The organism is Stieleria bergensis, assembly GCA_007745635.1.
Classification (GTDB): Bacteria; Planctomycetota; Planctomycetia; order Pirellulales; family Pirellulaceae; genus Stieleria; species Stieleria bergensis.
Map to the genome: position 1 here is coordinate 4,476,235 of CP036272.1, position 22,915 is coordinate 4,499,149.

The 22,915-nt window shown below is 55.8% G+C and carries 14 protein-coding genes; 7 read left to right on the plus strand and 7 right to left on the minus strand.

The features are described from left to right. Positions 1-269: 269 nt before the first annotated feature. The 3 genes from SV7mr_RS15875 (at position 270) to SV7mr_RS15885 (ending at position 3,643) form a co-directional block, all read left to right on the plus strand. Positions 270-1,532 (plus strand): serine hydroxymethyltransferase, encoded by a 1,263-nt coding sequence (locus tag SV7mr_RS15875; RefSeq protein WP_145274199.1) that lies wholly within the window; start codon positions 270-272, stop codon positions 1,530-1,532. Between the two features lie 334 nt (positions 1,533-1,866). Then, complete coding sequence (locus SV7mr_RS15880; protein WP_145274202.1) at positions 1,867-2,328, plus strand: response regulator; 462 nt, start codon at positions 1,867-1,869, stop codon at positions 2,326-2,328. A gap of 331 nt (positions 2,329-2,659) precedes the next feature. Continuing rightward, positions 2,660-3,643, plus strand: a complete 984-nt coding sequence (locus tag SV7mr_RS15885) for a ThuA domain-containing protein (RefSeq protein WP_145274205.1) — start codon at positions 2,660-2,662, stop codon at positions 3,641-3,643. On the opposite strand, the gene SV7mr_RS15890 is transcribed toward SV7mr_RS15885, so the two are convergent. The 4 genes from SV7mr_RS15890 to SV7mr_RS15905 all read right to left on the minus strand — a co-directional run bounded on the left by SV7mr_RS15890 (position 3,628) and on the right by SV7mr_RS15905 (position 8,846). Continuing rightward, entirely contained in the window at positions 3,628-4,533 is a 906-nt protein-coding gene (locus SV7mr_RS15890) for an FHA domain-containing protein (RefSeq protein ID WP_145274208.1), read from the minus strand. The two genes, SV7mr_RS15885 and SV7mr_RS15890, sit on opposite strands and share 16 nt — an antisense overlap. A gap of 101 nt (positions 4,534-4,634) precedes the next feature. Further along, positions 4,635-6,659 (minus strand): type VI secretion system Vgr family protein, encoded by a 2,025-nt coding sequence (locus tag SV7mr_RS15895; protein WP_145274211.1) that lies wholly within the window; start codon positions 6,657-6,659, stop codon positions 4,635-4,637. A 363-nt stretch (positions 6,660-7,022) separates the two neighbouring features. After that, on the minus strand, positions 7,023-7,805 hold the full coding sequence (locus SV7mr_RS15900) for a hypothetical protein (RefSeq protein WP_145274214.1): 783 nt from the start codon (positions 7,803-7,805) through the stop codon (positions 7,023-7,025). A 114-nt stretch (positions 7,806-7,919) separates the two neighbouring features. Then, entirely contained in the window at positions 7,920-8,846 is a 927-nt protein-coding gene (locus tag SV7mr_RS15905) for a hypothetical protein (protein ID WP_145274217.1), read from the minus strand. A gap of 322 nt (positions 8,847-9,168) precedes the next feature. On the opposite strand from SV7mr_RS15905, the gene SV7mr_RS15910 reads away from it, so the two are divergent. Then, positions 9,169-10,602 (plus strand): tetratricopeptide repeat protein, encoded by a 1,434-nt coding sequence (locus SV7mr_RS15910; RefSeq protein WP_145274220.1) that lies wholly within the window; start codon positions 9,169-9,171, stop codon positions 10,600-10,602. Positions 10,603-10,666: 64 nt separating this feature from the next. After that, positions 10,667-12,184 (plus strand): methyltransferase, encoded by a 1,518-nt coding sequence (locus SV7mr_RS15915; RefSeq protein WP_419187462.1) that lies wholly within the window; start codon positions 10,667-10,669, stop codon positions 12,182-12,184. On the opposite strand, the gene SV7mr_RS15920 is transcribed toward SV7mr_RS15915, so the two are convergent. Together SV7mr_RS15920 and SV7mr_RS15925 are read right to left on the minus strand one after the other, a co-directional pair. Continuing rightward, entirely contained in the window at positions 12,181-13,629 is a 1,449-nt protein-coding gene (locus tag SV7mr_RS15920; RefSeq protein ID WP_145278505.1) for a DUF1501 domain-containing protein, read from the minus strand. The two genes, SV7mr_RS15915 and SV7mr_RS15920, sit on opposite strands and share 4 nt — an antisense overlap. Positions 13,630-13,693: 64 nt before the next feature. Beyond that, a complete protein-coding gene (locus tag SV7mr_RS15925) occupies positions 13,694-16,198 on the minus strand; it encodes a PSD1 and planctomycete cytochrome C domain-containing protein (protein WP_419187463.1) in 2,505 nt (834 codons plus the stop codon). Between the two features lie 735 nt (positions 16,199-16,933). On the opposite strand from SV7mr_RS15925, the gene SV7mr_RS15930 reads away from it, so the two are divergent. Both SV7mr_RS15930 and SV7mr_RS15935 read left to right on the plus strand, forming a co-directional pair. Then, on the plus strand, positions 16,934-19,786 hold the full coding sequence (locus SV7mr_RS15930; protein WP_145274229.1) for a DUF1553 domain-containing protein: 2,853 nt from the start codon (positions 16,934-16,936) through the stop codon (positions 19,784-19,786). Between the two features lie 114 nt (positions 19,787-19,900). Continuing rightward, positions 19,901-21,346, plus strand: a complete 1,446-nt coding sequence (locus SV7mr_RS15935; RefSeq protein WP_145274232.1) for a DUF1501 domain-containing protein — start codon at positions 19,901-19,903, stop codon at positions 21,344-21,346. 157 nt (positions 21,347-21,503) lie between these two features. On the opposite strand, the gene SV7mr_RS15940 is transcribed toward SV7mr_RS15935, so the two are convergent. Next, entirely contained in the window at positions 21,504-22,448 is a 945-nt protein-coding gene (locus SV7mr_RS15940) for an IS110 family RNA-guided transposase (protein ID WP_145274234.1), read from the minus strand. Between the last annotated feature and the right edge of the window lie 467 nt (positions 22,449-22,915).

A 22,915-nucleotide genomic window follows, 5' to 3' on the forward strand; every position in this document is an offset into this window, starting at 1 on the left:
GCGCGTTCGATCGTCTCGCCAAAATCCACACGCAGAGAATGTCTCAGCAGGATTGACGGCGCAGCGGGTTGAGCCAACAATCCACGTTGACGAGTTGGTGATGAGAAACGCGGTGTCACTCCATGACTTGAGTGCCCTCAATAACGTCCATTCAAACGCGTGCCTTCGATTGCGAGCCCCCCAACTGGAGCAGCCAGTTGCAGCCCCTCAATGGCACGACCAATTCCCCTGGTTCCTGTTACCGCCGCCCTAATACTGAAAGGCTCCCGATGAATCCGCTCAGGCAACAAGATCCCGATATTTGGAACGCCATCGAACTTGAAGCAGAACGTCAGCGCGACGGTCTGGAACTGATCGCCAGCGAAAATTACACCAGCTACGCCGTCATGCAGGCTGCAGGAAGCGTTCTGACAAACAAGTATGCCGAGGGCTATCCCGGTCGCCGTTACTACGGCGGCTGCGAGCACGTTGACGTTGTCGAGCAATTGGCAATCGATCGCGCCAAGCAACTCTTCGGTGCCGAGTTCGCCAATGTGCAACCTCACAGTGGTTCGCAAGCCAACACGGCCGTGTACTTGTCCTGCTTGGATCACGGCGACACCGTGATGGGACTGGACCTGGCCCAGGGTGGACACCTGACACACGGGATGCGTCTGAACATCAGCGGGATCCTGTACAACTTCGTTTCCTACGGCGTCGATCGCGAAACACATCGCCTGGACTTCGATCAGATCGCCTCGCTGGCTCGCGAGCACAAACCAAAATTGATCGTTGCCGGAGCAAGCGCCTACCCACGCGAAATTCCTCACGACAAGTTTGCTGAGATCGCCAACGAAGTCGGCGCGAAACTGATGGTCGACATGGCTCACTACGCGGGCCTGGTCGCTGCCAAGATTCACAACAGCCCTGTCCCGGTTGCTGATTACGTGACCACCACGACCCACAAAACATTGCGTGGTCCTCGTGGCGGCCTGATTCTAAGCAAAGAGGAACACGGCAAACTGATCAATCGCAATGTCTTCCCCGGGACTCAAGGTGGCCCCCTGATGCACGTCATCGCTGGCAAAGCCGTCTGCTTTGGCGAAGGCTTGCAAGACGACTACCTTCAGTACTCTCAGTCGGTCGTTGACAACGCCAAAGCGCTGGCAGAAACACTGATGGGCACCGGCCTGCAACTGGTCAGCGGTGGCACCGACAACCACTTGATGCTGGTTGACGTCACTTCACTGGGACTGGGCGGCAAGCGCGCCGAGGCTGTCCTGGATGAATGTGGTATCACCGTCAACATGAACATGATCCCCTTTGACGAACGCAAACCGATGGATCCTTCGGGGATTCGGATCGGCACCCCCGCGTTGACAACTCGCGGCATGGGCACCGACGAAATGCAACGGGTGGGCAACTGGATCCACAAAGCACTGTCAAACGCTGATGACGCGTCTCTGCACCAGCAGATTCGAGCGGAAATCAAAGAGATGACCAACGGCTTCCCCGTCCCGGCTGATCGTCACGCGGTCGCTGAGGCGGTCTAGTTAGCAGCCTTGCTGTCTCGTCACGCAGCGGTGCAGGGCCGCGCAAAAGCACCCTGCACTGCCAGCAACCCTCACGCCGGACTCCTGATCTGGCGCCGGCAAGCTGGCAGGCCCGCAGCATCAAACCGCCAGCTATTTCAGGAGCCCGAGAGCTCAAGAGTTGGAACCGCCGAGGCGATCTGGCCTGAACAACTGGACTGCTGGCACACACTGCACGGCGTCCGCTGAACAACGTGTGCAGCATAACGTCTGTCACTTTGCGGGCAGATTCGTTATCTTTCTTAGTCGTCAGTTGCCTCTCTCAGCGCATCGTTCTTCCTCTCGTATCAATACCATGTCAAACGCCCCCCAAGAAGTCTCCGGACATCGCATCCTGATCGCCGATGACAACATCGCCAACCGCGAATTGCTGGAAGCGTTCCTATCTGGGTTTGACTGCGAAATCGAAACCTCCGTCGATGGCCAGGACACGCTGGACAAGATCGCTTCGTTCAAGCCCGACCTGGTGCTGCTTGATGTGATGATGCCCAAGCTAAGCGGCTTTGAAGTCTGCGAGCAAATCAAGGGCGACCCGGCAACCTCATCAGTCATGGTCTTGATGGTCACAGCGCTCAATGAGCTGGGTGACGTCGAACGCGCCGTTGAAGCTGGCACCGATGACTTCCTTAGCAAACCAGTTCAGAAAATGGCCTTAGTCAAGCGTGTCGAAATCATGCTCAAGCTAAAAGGGGTCAACGACGAACTGGAGCGTCTGCAACAATACATCCAAGCGATGGAAGACAGCAAACGCGCCTAGCTTGGTCTTCGCCGGTGATTCGATCTACCAAGAATCACCAGCCATACACTCCCGACTTGCCAGCAACCGGCAACTTCTCTGCCCAGATGGGCCCACGATGACAGAGCAACCGACAGCAGACAACTGACCTGCTGCCACCCGCTTGCGCTGACTATAGAAACACGGCCCAGAGAAACACGGCCGACCGGAGCGCAGCCGACCGGTGCCTCCGCACGCGTCCCTTTTGCGACATCCCGTTCTTTCGGGTGAAAGCCTGCGCTGCCAACGCCAGCGTCGGTGATTTGGATTAAGATACGCTCGTCCCACCCCTTCATTCCTTTGGTGAAAGTCTATGAACCGCAAAACCTTCCTCACCGCGTTTGTCTGCGCGCTCGCCGTTGTCACCACCGTCTCTGCCAGCACGGCATCAGCAGCTGAAAAGCTCAAGGCATTGATCATTGATGGACAAAACAACCACTCCGCATGGCCACAGACGACGGCCATGATGAAGAAGTACTTGACCGACACGGGCAAATTTGATGTCGACATCGCTCGGACCAAATTCACTTGGAACGGCCGGGACTTGCTGAAGAAGTATCCTGCGGGTGATGGCGTGGCGCGTGAAGACCTGAAATCTTCCAAATCCGACCCGGGCTTCAAACCTGACTTCAGCCAATACGACGTGGTGGTTAGCAACTTTGGGCACGGCGCGGCGGCGTGGCCAGAGGCGACCCAGAAAGCGCTACACGAATTTGTTAGCGGTGGTGGCGGCTTTGTCGTGATCCATGCCGCCGACAACTCCTTTGGCGACTGGAACGAATACAACCAGATGATTGGCTTGGGTGGCTGGGGCGGTCGCAATGAAGCCGCTGGCCCGTATGTGTTTTACAACAACGATGGCAAGCTTGTGCGTGATGAGAGCAAGGGACGTGGCGGTGCTCACGGACCTCAACACGAGTTTCAGATCGTGGTTCGCGAGCCTGAGCACCCCATTGTCAAAGGTCTGCCAATGGGCTGGATGCACACCAAAGACGAACTGTACCAAGAACTTCGCGGACCGGCATCCAACATGAATGTGCTGGCAACCGCTTACGCAGACCCCAAGTTCCGTGGCACCGATCGTCACGAACCGATGCTGATGACGATTGATTACGGCAAAGGACGCGTGTACCACACTCCGATGGGACATGCCGCTGAAGCGGTCGCCTGCGTTGGATTCATCACCACGTTCATCCGTGGCACGGAGTGGGCAGCGACGGGGCAGGTCACGCTAACCGATGTGCCTAGCGACTTCCCTAGCAGCAGCAAAAGCAGCAGCCGTCAGTTCGACAACTGATCCAAGTCGATCCCGTTCTGCAAAACGGTCTTCCCCATGGCTAACGCCCGCTCCTGGCGGGCAGGAATCTCTAAGACGGCTTCGGTCGTCGCGGCGGCAACCGAGACGGCACAGGCAACAAAGGTGCCACAGACACCTGCGGGCGCCGGCGCAGCTGGCATCCCTTGGGGCGCAATCGATCCTCCGCTGTGACCGACGGCAGCGGCCAAGTAACTGGCCAAATTATTGAACTCTTGGTCGTGAGCAAACTGCAGGTTCTGGTACCGTTTCTCTTCGTCGGGTTCTCGAAGCCACTCTGAAACCCTCTCCATGGCTTCACGTAGTGTCTCGGACCAATCGCCGTCGGACAATTCCTGGCAAACAAGGAACGCCCAGAAAATAGCCTGGTCGTTGTCCAGGTACTCTGCCAGCAAACGGATCGCATCGTCGTATTGCTGATGCTGAATCAGCTCTTGAATAAAGTCTTCTGGTGAATGATCCGGACGGAACACTTGCAGCGAAACGTCCTCTAAGTCCACCAACTGGCACAATTCGATGGCCGTTGGTTTGGGCGTGGACTGCTCCTGCTCAGCTGGCTCAACCGGCACTTCAACAGCATCGGGAAAGACGACGTGCAACCCGGTCGTTCCTGCCAGGATGACATCCTCATTGAGCACGCTGACTTGACTGACTGGCTGGCCATTGACCAGCGTGGCGCTGGTGGACAGGCTTTGCAACACGCAGTCCGTTTTCCGGCACAGCAGTTCAAAATGGACGTCCGACATCTGCGGATCGTCTGGAAAGCAAACATCAGCCGCATCGCTGCGTCCGAAGCGTGCACGCTCTCCGGTCTGCATGGGAATACGACGGCCCTGGCCGGCTCCAGCGTTGACATGAACAATGATTTTCATGACGACAGGTTCATCCGTGGAAACGTTTCGATTGAAAAGGTGACAAAAGGTTGCGGTAGCGTTGACCACCGACAAAAAGACAAGCCAGAGACGACCGGCAATCAGTTAATCTTGACCATTCCGCCTTTAATGATCGTCGCTGCGCTGCCGTTCATCTCGACCGTTGCTGCTTTACCAGCCAACTTAGCTTGCCCCTCAAGATTGATGGTCGTCGCCTTCAGGGTGATCGCAGTGGGAGTCATAACGATACTACTGCCTCCGCACTTCAAGGTGATCTTGGCGCCGGCGGTGACCGTCTGTTTTCCCGCGGTGATTTTAATGGTCTGATCGCCTTGCTTGATGGTCAATGCATCGTTGCCCTCGGCGATCTCTTCAGTTCGATTTCCTTTTAGAATATCCAGGGTCTGATGGCCATCCTGGACGGTTAAGGCATCGTCACTAAAAACGGTCGTGGTGCGTTTTCCTGCCCCGCTCTCGACCCCGACCTCAGTCGTTTGGTCGTTGTAAATGTTGATTTGCTGATTCCCCTCGCCAGTGTCGGCCCCCTTGACGAGCCCCACTTCAACAGAGTCATTGTTCTCGACCACACGAGCAAAGTCGCGCTCCGCGTGGAAGTAGACCTGCTCTGCATCCTTCTTGTCTTCGAATCGCAATTCGTTGAAATTCTCGGGAGTCGCGTCGGGACTGGAGCGAGTTTTGATGCCGCTCTGCGTTTGATTCTCTGGCAACTGATAAGGCGGCATTTCCATGGCGTTGTAGACTCGCCCGGTGACCAACGGCTTATCTGGATCACCTTCCAGGAATTCCACAACGACCTCCTGACCGATGCGTGGAATATGAATCGCACCCCAGTTGGCGCCTGCCCAAGCATTGCTCACTCGCACCCAGCAAGAACTGTTTTCATCGTACTCGCCTTCGCGGTCCCAGTGAAACTGCACCTTCACTCGGCCGTATGTATCGGTCCAGATTTCTTCTCCCTTCTTGCCGACAACGATTGCTGTTTGCAATCCGACGACCTGCGGCTTGGCCACAAGTCGCGGGTTTCGAAAGGGCTCATCGACCGAGATCACATTGAACCGAATCTTAGGGATCGTGTCTTGCTCGTCGTTCGATTGCTGTCCGGTAAAGTAATCTTGATTGTTCACTTGCAAGGATGAGGAAACAATCAAGTGCTCCTCACTACTGGAGCAAAAGGGATGACCAGCAAGCGAAAATCGGTAACCGGACCGAGCTTGAGCAATATTACACTCGCCAATGTTCCTGGTGTAATCCGCTGCCCGTCCCTGAATATCGACATTTGCTGACTCATCGCCCTTCGCTTGTACCACATACTCACCGGGATAGTCATACACCTCTAAGCTCGAATGCGGGTGCGATCGATTGATCACAGACTTGGCTGTCAGATCCGTTCTCGGTTTTTCAAAATCAAAATCATTCAGCGTGACCACCCCCGACTGCACCTCCATGACCTGTTCCCAATGATTGACTTGGGCCTCCTGACGAGAGCGAGCCTTATCGGGCGGCACATAATTCATCGTGGTATAGTTGGGAACGTTGTCAAGGCGATCATTGGCGTCAACCAAAACCATTTCATGATTGCTAGCGCTGTGCACAAAATAGTAATAGATGCCCTCTTCCTGAAGCAGGCGATGGACAAAATCAAAGTCCGTTTCACGGTACTGAACGCAGTATTCACGTTCCTTAGGTGTACCCAATAAATTGGTTTTGAAGCCCATCGTGAAACCGTTTGCCGTCACAACCGACTTCACAATGTCCACAACCGATTTGAACTGAAAAATGCGGCAATCTGCCCGACGAGTCAACATCCATAACTCGGGCACAATGGACAGATCAAACACTCGCATCGAACCCTGTGTGTCCACCCAATTGATGCGATTGATCACACCATGGTAGTAGACGGGACTGCCATCGCTGATCAGAGTGACCGTTGTCGCTGTGGCCAGAAGGTCCTCGATCTTCACACCACCATCCTGAACCAGCACCCGTGCGTGAAACTGAAAGGGACGCCCTAAAGTTTCCTCTGCGTGAAAACGCTGAATAACAACTTTGTCATTACCCAAGTCGGTTTTGATGGTCAGCGTTCGATTCTGTTGCGTAAGATTCATGACACAGGAGGCAAATGCGAGGAGATCGAGAGAGACACCAAGAGGCCGAAAGGCCGAAAGGCCAGTTAGCCGGGCAAGCTACCTAGCTGGGCAGGCTACCTAGCTGGGCAGGCTACCTAGCTGGGCAGGCCTGGAGGCTGGCAGACGATGAACACGAGAAGGCCAAAATGCAGGACGGTAGCCAGACGCGGCAACCAACGACAACAACAGTCCAAGCAACCAATCGCGGCCACAACCCTGGCAACTGCCACCAACTGCTTTGCGTCCGCAGCGCACCAGTTAGCCAGACGGCTTTCTATCTATACCATGCCGGATTCATCCAGGCATAGAGAGACCCTTCCCAACAGGCCTAATTTGTGACATTCAAGCCACGCTAGCGATACTGCGAAATCCCGCAGAAACCAGATACGGGCGAATCTTCGGCACCCAAATCTGGTCAACAAACCGACGCTGAGCCTCATTCATCGCTCCGCCGGGCAAGTTTTCCGTCGGCGTCTTGCCCGGATCGTATTGCTCCTGCTTCTCCGCCAGCTTCGCTGCCGTCACTAACCGCAAGTCCGTTACAACCGCGTCAAAAAGATAGTTGGCCGGCAGTGGAACCAGCGGGCGCTGATCGTCCACACGCTCCAGATCATTGGACACCGAGTCAATGCCCACCGAGTCAATGCCCACCGGCTGGTCCTGAACGGAATCCCCCTGCACTGGCTCGATGCTCAACGGCTCGATGCTCAACGGCTCGATGCTCAACGGCTCGATGCTCAACGGCTCGATGCTCCCCGGCTCGATGCTCCCCGGCTCGATGCTCCCCGGCTCGGCCTGGCCGCCCGATGCGTCATCAGCCCTCTCTGCACGCGACGGCTGCCAATTCTGATGCTCCAAATACGCCGCAGTAAGCTTTGCAATCTCATTGGCCAACCGCATGTCCTTCTGGGGCAACAAACGACCGGAACTGATCCTGGCCACCGTCTGGGGATGCAGAAAGACTTCGTACAGGGCGATCCCCTTGGTGGCAGCAGGCATCATTTTGTAATCGCCTGCCAAGAACAAAAACAATTGATCCATATTCATCGACCGAACAAAGTAGCTGAGCAACTGCATCTGTTCTTTCCCGCCGCGCTGGAGCAGGCTCTGAAACAATACTGACATTCAATTCCTCTTCACGTTTGGTTCACTGTATTTCGTGTTGGCCGTGTTTCGTGTTGGCCTCAAACGCCCGACCGCCGCCAATGAGACTGCAGCGTTGCCATACACCACCAGAGACTAGTCCGATGAAACCGGCTCCGACTCTGGCAACTCAATCTGCTTTGCCGTTCCATCGGCCACCACCGCAACCCGCTGAACGGTCCAGGGGATCTGGATGACGGGCAGCGCCACTGGGCCCGGTGGCCGTTTGGCCGTGCTCAGCGCTGGCATTGATTCCGCTTCACACACAGAAACAAGCACCATTGTCGTTTCCGAATCCTCCGCAGCCGTCTCACGCACTTCGACCAGCCCCTTGCACTCGTAACCATTGCAAACCGAGGATCTCATTTCACGCGTCAATGTACAGCCTTGCGAAGACTGATAGATACAGCCCCCCTCGCTGGACTGACTGGGGATCCGTTCTACATACCGCTGCCAAACCTCTCGCGGCCTTAATTGTGGATTGTTGCGCATGAATCGCAACAGGGTCTTCACGGTCAGGAAGGCATGCAACTTGCCTTGCAAGCAACATTTCCCGCGACAAAATGCACATGCAGACAGCATTGCCTTGGCAGTCTGCTCAGTCACTTGCACCTCAGCGAATTGCCGCTCGGGGCTTTCGCTATCGAATGGTTCCAGCTCCACGTCATCAGACACAACACTGGAATGCCCCGCCATCACGGCGGCGGCTTGACTGATCAATGAACCGAGTCGATCCAGAAACTTGCGTCGCTCTGCCTTGGTACGATGTTGCAACTTGTTATCATTCGACGGGATCACGACGGGGACCAAGTTCCTGGACTGCTGGTCGAATGATTCCGCAGCACTGACTTGCTCGGCAATCACCTCGGCCACCTCCAGCTGCTGGTTTTTCAAGGACGTTTTGGCCTGGGCATACACTCGCGTGGCAATCTGTTTGCACTCAAAGCGACTACAAAGGTCTCCTTTGACACGTTCGTGAATCGAAAGCTCTTGATCGCAGATTGCGCACCGAATGGGGGTCATCTTGAATTCTAGAAAAGGCGAGCAACGTGGCCCGCGAAGTGTGAAATGGCTAGCGAAAGTAATCTAGCACGACCGAAATACCATGATACCATGCGAATTCAATAGCAAGCGCAGTTGCCGTTACGCAACCCGTTTCCTTCAATCGTCAACGATGCAACCAGCAGTTACAAACGTCGTGATTCCACCTGCCGGCATTCAACGCACGTCAACCGCCTGATCCGATCATGCAACGGCACCGTGCATCCGCTGTTCAGACGCACTCTCCCTTTGTTCCACTGACATCCAACAAGCCATCATCCAACAAGCCATCATCCAATACACCATGCAGGACGCAACACCCGATCAGCCGGAATCAGACCCCGCCACTGCACAGACCAATGCTGCAGAAGGCAACCCTGCAGACACCAGCCCTGCGTCTGCCGAACAGATCAAGGCTTGGCTAGAAGACGCTGTCGAACAACATCAGCAAGGCTACTTAGTCAAAGCATCGGAAGGCTATCAGCTGGTTCTGCAGCACGATCCGCGGCACTCCACTGCTCTGCAACTGAGCGGAGTGATCCATTGTCAAATGGGAGACTACTTGGCGGCCGAACACTTGGTCAAGCAATCCCTCGAGATCGACCCCAATCAGCCGCACACGCTTAGCAATCTGGGCAACATCTATGCGGAACAAGAACGTTACGAAGACTCGGCCAATGCGTATGAGCGAGCTCGTGAATTGCAGCCAGAGAATGCACAACATTCGTTTCACCTCGGGCATGTCTACTCAGAGATCAATCGCAACGTTGATGCACTGAACGCCTATCGCCAAGCCGTCGAGCAGGCACCTGAAGAAATCAGCTACCTGACCACGTTGGGACGCTACGAATCTGGCTTGACTCTGTTTGAAGACGCAGAAAAGCATCTCAATCAAGCCCTCCAGCTCGATCCCAACAACACCGTCGCGTTCGACAGTTTGGGGAAAGCGTTCCGAGCCCAAAATCGCATCGAGGACGCGCTGCAGATTTATAAACGCTGGCTCGCCGCATACCCCGATCATCCGGTCGCAGAATACTTTGCTCGCGTCTGCGGAGGCGAAACAACTGATCGCGCGAGCGAGAAGTACGTCAAAGTGGCCTTCGACTCCTTCGCCGCTAACTTTGATCAAACCCTGCAAAACCTTCAGTACGCCGTGCCTGAACTGATCTGCCAGAAAGCCCAGCAATGGGCCGCAGAATTGACCGCGTCCACCAAGACCGCCGCCGAAGACAGCACGACGACCAAACTTGCCGTGGTTGATTTAGGATGCGGCACGGGCCTCTGTGGCCCACTTCTGCGGCCTCTTGCAGAACACTTGATCGGCGTTGATCTCTCACCAAACATGCTGATCATGGCCAAAGAGCGCCAACTGTACGATGAACTGATCGAAGCTGAACTGACAGCCTATCTGCAAGACCTGTCCGAACCGCAAGACCTTCTGGTCTCCGCTGACACGCTGAACTACATCGGCGACCTGGCCAGCACTTTCACGGCCGCTGCTCAAGTGCTGCGGCCCGGTGGACGCATGATCTTTTCACTGGAGCGACAAACGGATGATCAAACAAGCGACCACTATCAACTGAGTCCCAGTGGCCGTTTCTTGCACTCCAAAGCCCCGGTCGAAGCCTGGCTTCAGCAGGCCAATCTAAACGTTGTATCCTTCGACAAGGAACAATTGCGCACCGAAGGCGATGATGCTGTTGAAGGCTACATCATTGTCGCTGAAAAACCGGCTTGATCTGAACGGCCCAGGTCATCACGTCACCTCCACGCTTGCCATTCCTTTTCGATTCCATTCGACCATGACACACCAAGCCACTGTTGTCACTCAAGCACCTCGACCTCTGGACGCCGAACAGGCGCAGGAGCTCCGTGAACTGTTCATTGCCATCGGCTACTCGCAGCAGAACTTGCAAGAACTGACTTACTTTACCGTGCCACCACCGACCGATGTGGTGACCGAAGAGCAGCTGCAGATCCGCCCCACCGATCAGCTACAACAATATGACATCTCGCGTCTCGCCATCCTGATTCGCCTGTTCTACTTTGGCATGCCGGTGATCCATGAAGTCGCCATCACGGCACTGGGTGAATCGCTCGCGCAAGCCTGCATCGACGCGGGCATGCTGGCCCAAACCGGTGATGAATTGGTGCCCAAGATCTTGATCATGCCCGTCGATGACCTGTTCATGGCATCGGATCTCCAGCGGATGGATCTGCAAGATAGCCTGAACTATGTGCCCACCTTATGTGAAGCCGCTTTCAACCTGCACAACACCACGGTCACAGGCAACTTCAAATCGGGGCTGGATCTGTGTAGCGGATTTGGATTGCACGCGGTCGCCATGCAATCCCAGTGCCAACAAGTCACGGCAACGGACCTCAATCCAAGAGCGGCAGAGTTCGCTGCATTTAACGCTGCATTGAATGGCCAACCACCGATCGAAGCCTTGACCGGGAACATGCTGGAACCGGTTGCCGATCGAACCTTTGATCTGATCGTCAGCAATCCACCGTTCATCATCAATCCGGATCAGATCACCACCTATCGTTTCAATCCCAAACCACTCGACGAACTCTTCGAAGTGCTGATTCGCAGTGCCCACCAACATCTCAATGATGGGGGCGTGTTCCAAACCATCGGCGAATGGGTTGAATTTTCCGGTCAAGACTGGGAAGAACGACTCAAGACCTGGACAGCCAATTCGGGTTGCTGCGTCTGGGTGCTGACGGCCAATCGCTACCTGCCGTCCACCTACGCGGACATCGCTTTACGGCAAAGCATTGTCGATGAAGCACAACGCCTTGCCGAAGTCGCCCGATGGGAATCCTATTTCCAAGCAGCCTCCGTCGAAGCAATCCACGGTGGCCTCATCTTCATGCGCCGCACCACTGGCAACTGCTGGTTTGAAACCACCAAACTGTCCCAGGCTCTCAACCAACCGGTCGGAAAAGACGTGCTCGAAGGCTTCGATGTCCGAGAGCTTTTGAACGACGAAGACTGGCTGATAAAAATCCAGTCACGAAAACTGGTGGTCGCCGACGGACTCCAACAATCCGAGGTCTCCGAGTGGCATCTCGGCCGCTGGAAAACCACGTCGATCGAACTGGCAACCACCAGCGGGCTGGTCGTCGCGATGAACGTTGATCAGTTCGTACGCACCTTATTAGAGCAGTTTGATGGCGTGCGCACCGTCGACCAAGCTGTCAAATCGTTCCTGACGAAATGCAGCCTGCCAGAGGAAGCCTACGAGAAAGGCTTGCACATCGCCAGCAGCATGCTGAAGACCGGCGCACTGCGTCTTCACTCAGAAGCTTAGCCGTCGAGTCCCAGACGACCCTGATTCCCTGACAGGAGCTTCTTGTAGACGTTGCCTTCGTTTTCGTCGATGCGCTCCGGTCGACCATTGTGGAGATACGTCAACTTGCGATGATCGACACCCAGTAAGTGCAGAACCGTGGAATGCAGGTCGTGCACGTGCAGGCGATCTTCGACGGCATGCAATCCGATTTCATCCGTCGAACCGTACGTCTGCCCTCCGTTGACGCCACCACCAGCCATCCACATGGTGAACCCCGTCGGATTGTGATCCCGGCCATCGCCTTTTTCGCTCATCGGCGTGCGGCCAAATTCACCGCCCCAAATCACCAGGGTTTCATCCAACAAACCACGACGCTCAAGGTCGGCCAGCAAACCTGCGACCGGCTTGTCCATCTGACCACACATCTTGCTGTGGTTGGATTCGATTTTACTGTGTGCGTCCCATTTACTTCCCGATCCATGATAACACTGGATAAAACGCACGCCCCGTTCGACCAGACGCCTCGCCAACAGGCACTGCCGCCCGTAGGCTGCGCACTGCTTGTCATCGAGTCCATACAGGTCTCTGGTTTCCTGTGTTTCGCTGGCAAGATCGACCGCCTCCGGAGCGTGTGTCTGCATCTGAAATGCCAGTTCAAAACTTCGAATCCGCGCTTCCAGTTCGGTATTGCTTTGCCGCGAACTGGCATGCATGCGATTGATCTCTGCCAAGAAATCTAGCTTGGTGCGCTGCATGCGCTGATCAATACCGCCGGCCGCTTTCAAGTTAGCGAACGGGTCTCCCTTGGTTTGCATCTCCGTGCCTTGATAGACCGCCGGCATGAAACCAGTGCTCCAGTTGCGAGGCCCATTGACGACGGCATTCGCATTGTCTTGCATGACCACAAAAGCCGGCAAGTTCTCATTCTCAGTGCCCAGCCCGTAACTCACCCAGCTTCCCAGAGAAGGCCGCCCGGCAAACTGGCTGCCGGTGTTCATCTGACAAACACCACCGCTGTGATTGATTCCATTGGTCCAACAGGATCGAATCACCGCAAGCTTGTCGGCATGAGTGGCAATGTTCGGCAACCAATCGGAAACCCACAAACCACCCTCGCCATGCTGTTTCCACTTGCGTTTGGAAGCCAAAATCGGCGAATGAAACTCGCCCATCGGTAAGATGACTTTCTCAAAACCATCCGGCACCGGCTTGCCAGCCAGATTCTCTAGCTCCGGCTTGGGATCAAAGGTGTCCATCTGGCTGGGACCACCTTCCATGAACAAAAAGATCACGCTCTTGGCCTTCGCCGCATGATGCAGTGCTTTGGGGGACAGAGAGTTTAATCCCCCTGAGCTTTCCGTCCCAGACGATGCGACGGCCACCGCATCATCACCGAATGCAGCCGTCGGCAACATTCCCGCCAACGCCAGCGCGCCGAATCCAGCGCCGCATTGCGTTAACATCTGTCGTCGATTGACATCGGCCGCTGCAGAGTGTTGTTGGTTTATCCGCTGACCAAGAGCGCTTTTAATCAACATAGATCAACTCGTTTGAGTTCATGAACGCGTGAATCAATTCTGTCCGAGCACGATCGCGATCGGACGCCTTCGGATCGGGCTTGGCGTTGTCAGCCACAGGCGTTTTCGATGCACTCTCCGGCGTGTCCTTTTTCGGCTCCGACACTGCAGTCGCCGGCTTGGTTGCCAGTCCAGTGCCTTGTGTGGCTTTCTGTGCCGCGTCCTGTGCAGTGCCAGCGTTTTGCCCGGTGGTGCCATCATCGATCTGACCGGTGGGCGTGCCTGGCTTGGATGCTTCCGTTGCGTCGTCCGATTCGGCCGACAGCAACTCTTGGTACTGTTTGACAAATCGCCCGGCCAGAAAGACTTCCTCGCTGGTCGCTGGCCGACCGAAGAGCTTTTCATAGCAGGCTTGAACCAAGTCCGAATCCGCCAAGGCCCGATGCTTGTTGAACATTGCTCCAGCGCGCTGGCGCACCCAGTCACCGTTCTTCATCAATAACGCCTGAGTGGACGTGGTCGTTTGATGGCGTCGACCGACGCTGCGAATGCGATCGGGGAAATCAAACGCAGCCAACATGGGATCCAGTTTGTTCCGCCGGACTGGCAAATAGATCGCTCGTTTCTTGGCCTTGACTTCACCACTGGCCTGCAACAGAGTGTCCACGACTTGCTCACCCGTTAGACGCTTGGAATTCATTCGCCACAATAAATGATTCTCTGGATCCACTGCAATGATGGGCGGATCAGCGGGCCGTCGGGAGGTCTGCTGATAGGTGGCCGAACTGACAATCCGGCGATGCAACTTCTTTAAGCTCCAACCGTCCTCGATGAAACGCAGCGCCAACCAGTCAAGCAGTTCGGGATGACTGGGCTGCGTCCCTAAATGCCCAAAATCATTGACGGTTTGCACCAGCCCCTGGCCGAAATGCTGTTGCCATACTCGATTGACGATCACCCGAGCTGTCAGCGGGTTGTCGGCGCTGGCGATCCAGTTGGCCAAGGTGGTGCGTCGTCCCGTCGACCGCAACACCGGGTCAACTTTGGCAACGACTGCCGGAGCGCTGTCAAAGATCGTCAGAAAACCGGGTTCCACCGGCTGATCAGGACCATCGATGATCGAGATCGGCGGAGCCTCACTCGCCACATCGCTGACCGCAAAGGCCAACGTCGGCAAAGGCTTTGGTTTGATGGCGGCAAACTCCGCCAACTGCTTTCGCAACGCTTGACGTTTGGCTTCCGTTTCTTCGTCCAACCACTCTGATAGCTTTTCGGGATGCAGTGCGAACTGCCGCTCGGCTAATGAAGCAATCTGCTGTTCATAGGGCGTCCGATCCTCGGGCAGCTTTTTGACCATCACCTTGATTTCATCGATGAACTTATCAAAGCCTTCTTTGGTTGCGTGTTTGAGCAACACAGGATGTTCGATCGCGTGCAACTGCCGGCGCAGCGACTCCGTTTTCGAGGCCCACTTTTCATCGTCTGCCAAGTACTTGCGGCGGGTTTCCAGATCAGCGATCGGCTGATCCTCGCGAGGCTGGAAGGCGGCAAAGAAGGCCTTCATCCGGAAATAATCACGCTGCAAGATGGGATCAAATTTGTGATCGTGACACTTGGCACACTTTAGACCTTGTGCCAAGAAAACGTCGGCGGTCGTCTCGGTGATGTCGGACAGGATTTCCTGCCACTGAGTCTCGACGTCACGTTGGTTGTGTTCATAAATCCAATGGCGAAGGTACATCGTCCCGATCAAGGCCTCGCGATTGCCGGGATCAATTTCGTCGCCAGCAAGCTGTTCCATCACAAAGCGATCATAGGGCTTATCTTGATTGAACGACGCAATCACATAGTAGCGATAAAGCCTCGCCTGGGGTCGAGCGAAATCAGCTCGATAACCGTCCGAATCAGCGTAACGCACCAAGTCCAACCAGATTCTCGCTTGGTTTTCGCCGTATGCTTTGGATTCAAGCAAGCGGTCGATCAGCGCATCAACAGATGCTTCATCATCACCGGTGGCCACCGTGGGCATTCCGATCAGGTCGTAGCTCAATCGTCGCCGCAACGTGGCACTGCCGGCAGGCGGACTGGGCTGAATGCCGTTCTCCTGAAGACGCTTCAAGACAAAACGGTCAATCTCATTTTGGCACCATTGATCATCGCTTATTTCAGGGACAGGGAAATCCACCATCGGCTGAAAACACCACCACTGGCGATCCGCAGCAGTGATCGGCTCGGCCGCCTTGAGCACGGCCTGCTCTGGCCACTTCGCGCCCGCCTTGATCCAGGCTGCGATGCCCGCGATCGTCTGTTCATCCAGTTGATACTCGGGTGGCATCTCCAGCGATTCGTGCTTGATCGCTTCAACCAGCAGGCTTTCACCAGGCTTGCCGGGAACCACCACGGGGCCAGAATCACCGCCTTCACTTAATCCCTGCCAGTGATCCAAACGCAGGTCGCCTTCGCGTTTCCCAGCGCCATGACAGGCAATGCAGTGTTTGATTAGCGTCGGCCGCACATGGATTTCAAATAAATCCTCGCTTCCAAACGAGGCCGTCGAGCCAAGCCAAACGCAAACGAGCAAACATGCCCATGCTCGGAAGCCTAAATTCCGATTCGTCGCAACCATTGCCAAGCAACCGAGGAAGGAATCAGGAGGCTTCCGATGATGAACGAGCCGTGCAGAGAGCGACAACAGGGTTCCTGGCCCCTCCTGTCCTTGGCCTCCAACTGGCCAAAGCAACTCAGCATTGTAACCAAACCGCAACAGGCGATGTGAATCGAGCCATCGGCGCCATGCGGATTCAAACTTTTCGCTCCGCCCAACCCGCGAATCCTACCCAAGCCGCTCAAAACACATTTGGATTTTAAACGCCCAGGGATAAACACGCCGCCAAGTCGCTTTCCACGCATCCGGAAGTCACACCGCAGAAAACAATCCCGCAGGCCAATCCCGCAGGCCGATCAACGAGTCCGGCGGCAAAAAGCACTCCGTTGTCGCAGCACCTGGGATTTGGATCCTTCTCCTGTATCAGCTACAATGATTTGGTCGCCAACCGGTCATCCCGCCTTTCCTTTCCCGCCTGGACGTTGCAACACGTTTGCTGATTCTTGTTTGCTGATTCTCGGTGTTGGAATTTTGGTTGCCATGCAGTGGTGACCAAGCACGCGATTCCACTGAACCGTTTGCCAGTTTATCGCTTCAACGAAACCTGCCGTCATCTGACCTTCGGTGAATCCCTTGAATGCTTCGATGCGTTTCCTGCCGACTGCTCTGCCAACGCTCTTTGCAGCGTTCTGTTTGCTGGGTCCAGCGCCACCGACCACCGCACAGGCTGAGCCACCTTCTGGGGACCAGCAAGCGGCGCTCGAAGCCTTTTTCGAAACCAAAGTCCGCCCGCTGCTGGTCACCCATTGTGTTGAATGCCACGGCCCCGATGACCAATCTGGCGAACTGCGGATAGACGGCCGAGCACATTTCCTACACGGCGGCGCCTCTGGCCCGCTTGTGCAAGGCAAGAACGTTGACGCCAGTCGCTTGATCCGCGCGGTCCGGTATCGAGACAACCAATTGCAGATGCCGCCAGACAGCAAGTTGCCCGATGAAGCGATTCAGACGCTGGAGCAATGGGTCCGTCAAGGTGCCTATTGGCCAGCGGATGATTCCAGCGTCGAAACGCCCGCGGCCAACCCGGCATCGGCTGACGAAATCAAGCGTGCACAGCAATCTCATTGGGCCTACCAGCCAATCACCGCCCCCGCGATTCCTGATTTGCCCCAAGGACGCTTTGATGCCGCCACCCCCATCGACCGCTTCATCATCCCCAAGCTTCTGCAGGCGAGCCTACAACCGGCCCCCAAAGCAGACAAGGAAACGCTGTTAAAACGAGCTTCCTTTGCCCTCATTGGTCTGCCACCCACCTACCAGGAAGTCCAGGAGTTCATTGCCGACGATCGCCCCGAAGCCTTCGCCGAGCGCATCGATCAACTGCTGGATGATCCACGTTACGGTGAACGATGGGCCCGCCACTGGCTGGACTTGGCCAGATACGGGGACACCATGGGCTACCTGCCCGGCAGCCAAGACGAACGCTATCCCTTCGCGTTCACATTCCGTGACTATGTCATCGACGCCTTCAATGACGACAAACCCTACAACCAATTCATTATCGAACAACTCGCCGCCGACAAGCTGAATCTGCAAGGTGACGATCGCAAAGCACTGGCCGCGATGGGCATCCTGACCGTCGGGCGTCGATTCATGAACAACCGCCATGACATCATTGACGATCAGATCGATGTCGTCACACGCGGCTTCTTAGGCCTAAGCGTCGCCTGCGCCCGCTGCCATGACCACAAGTACGATGCGATTCCCACCGCTGACTATTATTCGCTGTACGGCGTGATGGCCAGTTCCCAAGTCCCCGGTGAATTGCCGCTCCTGGGCGACCCCCAGCCCTCGCCGCAATACGATGCCTTCATCATAGCCAGAGACGCAAAACAAGCCGAGGCCGACAAGTGGCTGGAGGCCAAACGGGTCGAAACTGAAAACGAGTTACGGCACCGAGTCAGCGACTACCTGTTCAACATCGCCAGCGAATTGCCCGCTTACAAACAGGCTGGCTTTCAACCCCTGCAGGGAAAACGCGGTGCCCTGCGACCGGCGGCGTTTAACCGCTGGAAACAATACCTCGTCAATCCTCAGGCATCGCCCCAGCCCACCTGGGAGTTGCTGCGACAACTCGCTGCACTGCCCAAAGATCAATTCGCCGAAAAATCCACGGACCTTCTCTCCAAGCGTTTGCAAGCCACGGCCGGAAACAACGCCGAAGCCACTCCTGAGCTGACGCGATTGCTAACCACACTGCAAACCGCCAAGCCACCATCCTTTCCCGCAGCGGCACTGATCGTGGGCCAGCAACTTGAACAGGCCGTCACCAACTGGGACGCAGCCATCAAAGCGGACGCCAACACCACCGCACTGAAAGATGCCGGTCTGGAGCGATTGCGTCAACTGTTGTTACTTGCCGCAGCACCGACAACCTTGACCACCGCTGAAATGCGTGGCCACTTTGATCAAGGACAGGTCAACAAGTTCAACCAATTAAAGGGACAAGTCCAAAGCGTGATCGCCAACCACGATGGAGCCCCCTCAAGAGGCATGGTGATGGTGGACAAGCCCAAGCCTGTCGAGCCGGTGATTTTCCGCCGCGGCGTGGCTGGCAATCGAGGTGATCGCGTCCCCCGTCGTTTCCTGCATGTCCTGGACACGGTCGATGGCGGCAAGGTCTTTCAGGACGGCAGCGGTCGACTGGAACTGGCACGTGCGATCGCCAGTGAAAAGAATCCACTGACGGCCCGAGTGATCGTCAATCGCGTTTGGCAACATCATTTTGGTGACGGCCTTGTTCGAACCGCCAGCGACTTTGGCGTCCGCGGACAACCTCCCACTCACCCCGCGTTACTCGATCACCTGGCTTCTTCGTTCATGCAGCAAGGCTGGTCGATCAAACAATTGCAACGGCAAATCATGCTGTCGATGGCTTGGCAACAGACCAGTGCGACCGATGAGGCGGCTTTGCTAAAGGACCCCGAAAACCGTTTGCTTTGGCACATGCCTCGGCAGCGACTGCAGTTCGAACCACTGCGCGACCGACTATTGTTCGCTGCAGGCCAACTGGATCCCAAAGTCGGCGGACGCTCGGCGATGATTCACAAAAGCTCCACGCGCCGCAGCTTGTACGCCTACATTGACCGCGAAGACTTCCCAGGCTTGCTGGCTAGCTTTGATGTTCCCAGCCCGGACGCCAGCCAAGCCAAGCGTGCACAAACCACGGTCCCACAGCAAGCGCTCTATCTGATGAATTCGCCCTTCGTCATCAACCAAGCCAAAGCGTTGGCGAAACGCTGCGAACCCGGCGACGACGTGGCCGCAGGCGTCAAAGCGATGTACCGCTACACGCTGTCTCGCGATCCCTCGGATTCCGAACTGGCGACCGCATCAACATACGTCGCTCCAGCCCCAGAGTCCCCCAAGGGGCTCAGCCGCTGGCAACAACTGGCTCAAGTGTTGCTGCTGAGCAACGAATTCGCCTTCGTTGATTGATCGGCATCGGCCATTCACTTTCGCGTCCCAGCCCCCTCAGACCTCCGTCCCCGTTTCATAAGACCACCCTCCCGTCTGACCACACATTCGGTGCAGACGACTTGGCAACCGCCCATGAACGATCTACTGCACACCCTGCGAACCACCCCCGCCACGCGTCGCAATTTTTTACGTCGCAGTGGCATGGGGTTTGGGTCACTCGCGCTGGCCAGTCTGTTTGGCAATGAATCGGCCCCACTGGCAAACGCAGCGGGCGTGAACCCAATGGCTGCCAAGCAGCCTCATTTTCCAGGCAAAGCCAAAGCCGTCATTCACATTTTTCTCAACGGCGGCCCGTCCCACGTCGACACCTTCGACCCCAAGCCTGCACTCGAGAAGTTTCACGGCAAGTCGATCCCGGTGAACCTGCGTACCGAACGCGAAACGGGCGCGGCGTATCAGTCCCCGTTTAAATTCAAAAAGTACGGACAAAGCGGGATCGAAGTCAGCGAGCTGTTCTCACATGTCGGTGAAATGATTGACGATGTTTGCGTGGTTCGATCCATGCACGCCAACGTCCCCAATCACGAACCCTCGCTGATGTTGATGAACTGCGGACAAGCTCAGTTCGTCCGCCCGTCGGTTGGATCCTGGATCACGTACGGACTTGGCAGCGAGAACCAAAACCTGCCAGGGTTCATTTCGATGTGCCCGGGAGGTTATCCCATCAAAGGCGCAGAAAACTGGCAGGCCGGGTTCCTGCCCGGAGCTTATCAAGGCACGTCCATCAACACCCAACACCAGCAGATCGAAAAACTGATCTCTCACATCCGCAATGCTGCTGGACTTGGCAAGAAAGAACAGCGCCAGCAACTGGATTTGCTGCAAACGCTCAATCGTCAGCATCAAGAACAACGACAACAAGATGCTGAGCTGGAAGCCCGCGTGCAGAGCTTCGAACTGGCCTACCGAATGCAGATGGAAGCCAGCGATGCGTTTGACATCAATCAAGAACCCGAATCCATCCGCAACCTGTACGGTGATTCAGTTCAGTCACGCCAGATTTTGATCGCCCGCCGCTTAGTCGAACGAGGCGTCCGCTACATTCAGCTGTGGCATGGAGCGGGGCAACCCTGGGACAGCCACGACCAGATTGAAAAGAACCACAAGCGACTGGCCGGCGAGTGCTCGCAGGCGATTGGGGCCTTGCTGAAGGATTTGAAGCAACGATCGCTGCTGGACGACACGCTGGTGATTTGGGGTGGCGAATTCGGACGCACACCGACCGTTGAATTGCCCAAGCCCGGCGCCAATGCAGGCTCCAATAGCGGCCGAGATCACAATCACCACGGCTTCACCATGTGGCTGGCCGGCGGTGGCGTCAAAGGAGGTCACGTTCACGGAGCGACCGACGAGTTCGGTTTTCAAGCGGTCGAGAATCGCGTTCACGTGCATGACTTGCATGCAACAATCTTGCATTTATTAGGCTTCGATCATGAACGGTTAACCTATCGTTACGCCGGGCGTGACTTCCGTTTAACCGACGTCCACGGCAACGTCGTCCACGACCTAATCGCCTAACAACAACGCCCCCGTAGCGTGCCGTGCAAGCACGCACAAAAAAACGTGGCAACGAATTTTCCATCATCAACACCCTCCCGCTCCCGCTTACGGGAGAGTTCAGTCAACGGTTCTTTCAACAACACCCTCCCGCTTGCGGGAGCGGCTGTGTTAGATGTCAAGCGTTTTGTGGATTTTCCCATGCTGTATTTGTTTTGACCATTGTGTTGAGTGTGATGAGGATTTTGCGCATGCATGCGGTAATAACGACCTTTGGAGGCTTGCCTTGTTCGGCCAGTCTCTTGGAAAAGGCTGCGATCGCTGGGTTGTATCGGCGAGCACTCAGTGCGGCCATGTAGAGCGCCGATCGCACTGATCCACGGCCTCCAAAAATCGAACGCTTGCCTCGCATCTGCCCGCTGTCCCGGTTGAACGGTGCTAGTCCAACGAGCGAGGCGATTTCCTGTCGGTTCAGGTCGCCAAGCTCTGGTAACTCTGCAATGATCGTTGCTGATGTCACATCGCCGATACCAGGCATCGTCCCAAGTAATTCGGCGCGATGCTTCCAGTCATCATCAGACTGCACAAGCTTTTGGATCTCACGATCAATCATTTTGATGTCCTTGTTGATTGCATCGAGAACGCGCTGAATGCTCTTGCGAACCGCTCCGGACACGGCTTGTCCCTGTCGGTTCTTCTCGGCAGTTCTGGTGCCGATCAACTGTCTTCTTCGAGTCACAAGCTGATCCAATTCACCCTGCAATTGCTTGGTTTTGGCGACGGCTCGAGGCCTCGTCAATTTCCCAAACAGTGCGATGATGCGTGCGTCGATCTTGTCAGTCTTTGCCAATTTTCCAATCGCTTTGGCAAAGTCTCTCACTTGTCTCGGATTGACCACAGAGACAACATGGCCGGCTTCAACAAGTCGCACAGCGAGTGGACGTTCGTAGTTGCCAGTGGCCTCAATTACGATCACGCAAGACTTCGCTTCTGGCAACAAATCCACTAGCTCATCAATTCCCTTTGGATCATTGGGAACGACTGTTGTCGAGGCTTGTTCATCAAACGCGAGATCAAGCTTGGCTTTTGAGACATCGATTCCGATAAAGTGTTGAAAACTCATCTTGGATGTATCCCTTCCTTGCAAATGCGAGCTCGAGAGCTTGTCTCGGCTCAGGCGGCTGTTCGGGCTATTTACCAAAGGCCGACGACGATCCAGCTCCCGCACAGTGTCTGCGTTGCAGCACTCGAGGGTCAACGATCTGCCGTCGGCCGCAGTTGCTTTAGCCTCTTCGCTACGCTCAGAGGCTAAAGCAACTGCATCTGTAGTGTCCAACGAAACGCCACTAGAATGTAACATACAAGGGTCGGCCGGTTTGCGGCTGGTGGCGCGGTGGTGAGTGTGCTGAGTTGCAAGGCGGTGGCAATGGTTGTCTCGATGCCGGCCGGGGAGGGTTTCATTGTGGCGGGTTGCGGTTGGCGTTGCCAACCACTTCAGTCACGGTAGGAACGGCCGTTTCCGGCCGCCCCCCGCACAGATCCGTACTTGAGTGTTGTCTCATACGGCTCCTGCCTTGATTCGGGCGCGAA

What these genes read in the sequence shown, in the direction of transcription:
- SV7mr_RS15900 (WP_145274214.1), bottom strand. Translation starts at nt 7,805, where the DNA reads ATGTCAGTATTGTTTCAGAGCCTGCTCCAGCGCGGCGGGAAAGAACAG.
- SV7mr_RS15915 (WP_419187462.1), top strand. Translation starts at nt 10,667, where the DNA reads ATGACACACCAAGCCACTGTTGTCACTCAAGCACCTCGACCTCTGGAC.
- SV7mr_RS15875 (WP_145274199.1), top strand. Translation starts at nt 270, where the DNA reads ATGAATCCGCTCAGGCAACAAGATCCCGATATTTGGAACGCCATCGAA.
- SV7mr_RS15940 (WP_145274234.1), bottom strand. Translation starts at nt 22,448, where the DNA reads ATGAGTTTTCAACACTTTATCGGAATCGATGTCTCAAAAGCCAAGCTT.
- SV7mr_RS15890 (WP_145274208.1), bottom strand. Translation starts at nt 4,533, where the DNA reads ATGAAAATCATTGTTCATGTCAACGCTGGAGCCGGCCAGGGCCGTCGT.
- SV7mr_RS15920 (WP_145278505.1), bottom strand. Translation starts at nt 13,629, where the DNA reads ATGTTAACGCAATGCGGCGCTGGATTCGGCGCGCTGGCGTTGGCGGGA.
- SV7mr_RS15885 (WP_145274205.1), top strand. Translation starts at nt 2,660, where the DNA reads ATGAACCGCAAAACCTTCCTCACCGCGTTTGTCTGCGCGCTCGCCGTT.
- SV7mr_RS15935 (WP_145274232.1), top strand. Translation starts at nt 19,901, where the DNA reads ATGAACGATCTACTGCACACCCTGCGAACCACCCCCGCCACGCGTCGC.
- SV7mr_RS15895 (WP_145274211.1), bottom strand. Translation starts at nt 6,659, where the DNA reads ATGAATCTTACGCAACAGAATCGAACGCTGACCATCAAAACCGACTTG.
- SV7mr_RS15905 (WP_145274217.1), bottom strand. Translation starts at nt 8,846, where the DNA reads ATGACCCCCATTCGGTGCGCAATCTGCGATCAAGAGCTTTCGATTCAC.
- SV7mr_RS15910 (WP_145274220.1), top strand. Translation starts at nt 9,169, where the DNA reads ATGCAGGACGCAACACCCGATCAGCCGGAATCAGACCCCGCCACTGCA.
- SV7mr_RS15880 (WP_145274202.1), top strand. Translation starts at nt 1,867, where the DNA reads ATGTCAAACGCCCCCCAAGAAGTCTCCGGACATCGCATCCTGATCGCC.
- SV7mr_RS15930 (WP_145274229.1), top strand. Translation starts at nt 16,934, where the DNA reads ATGCGTTTCCTGCCGACTGCTCTGCCAACGCTCTTTGCAGCGTTCTGT.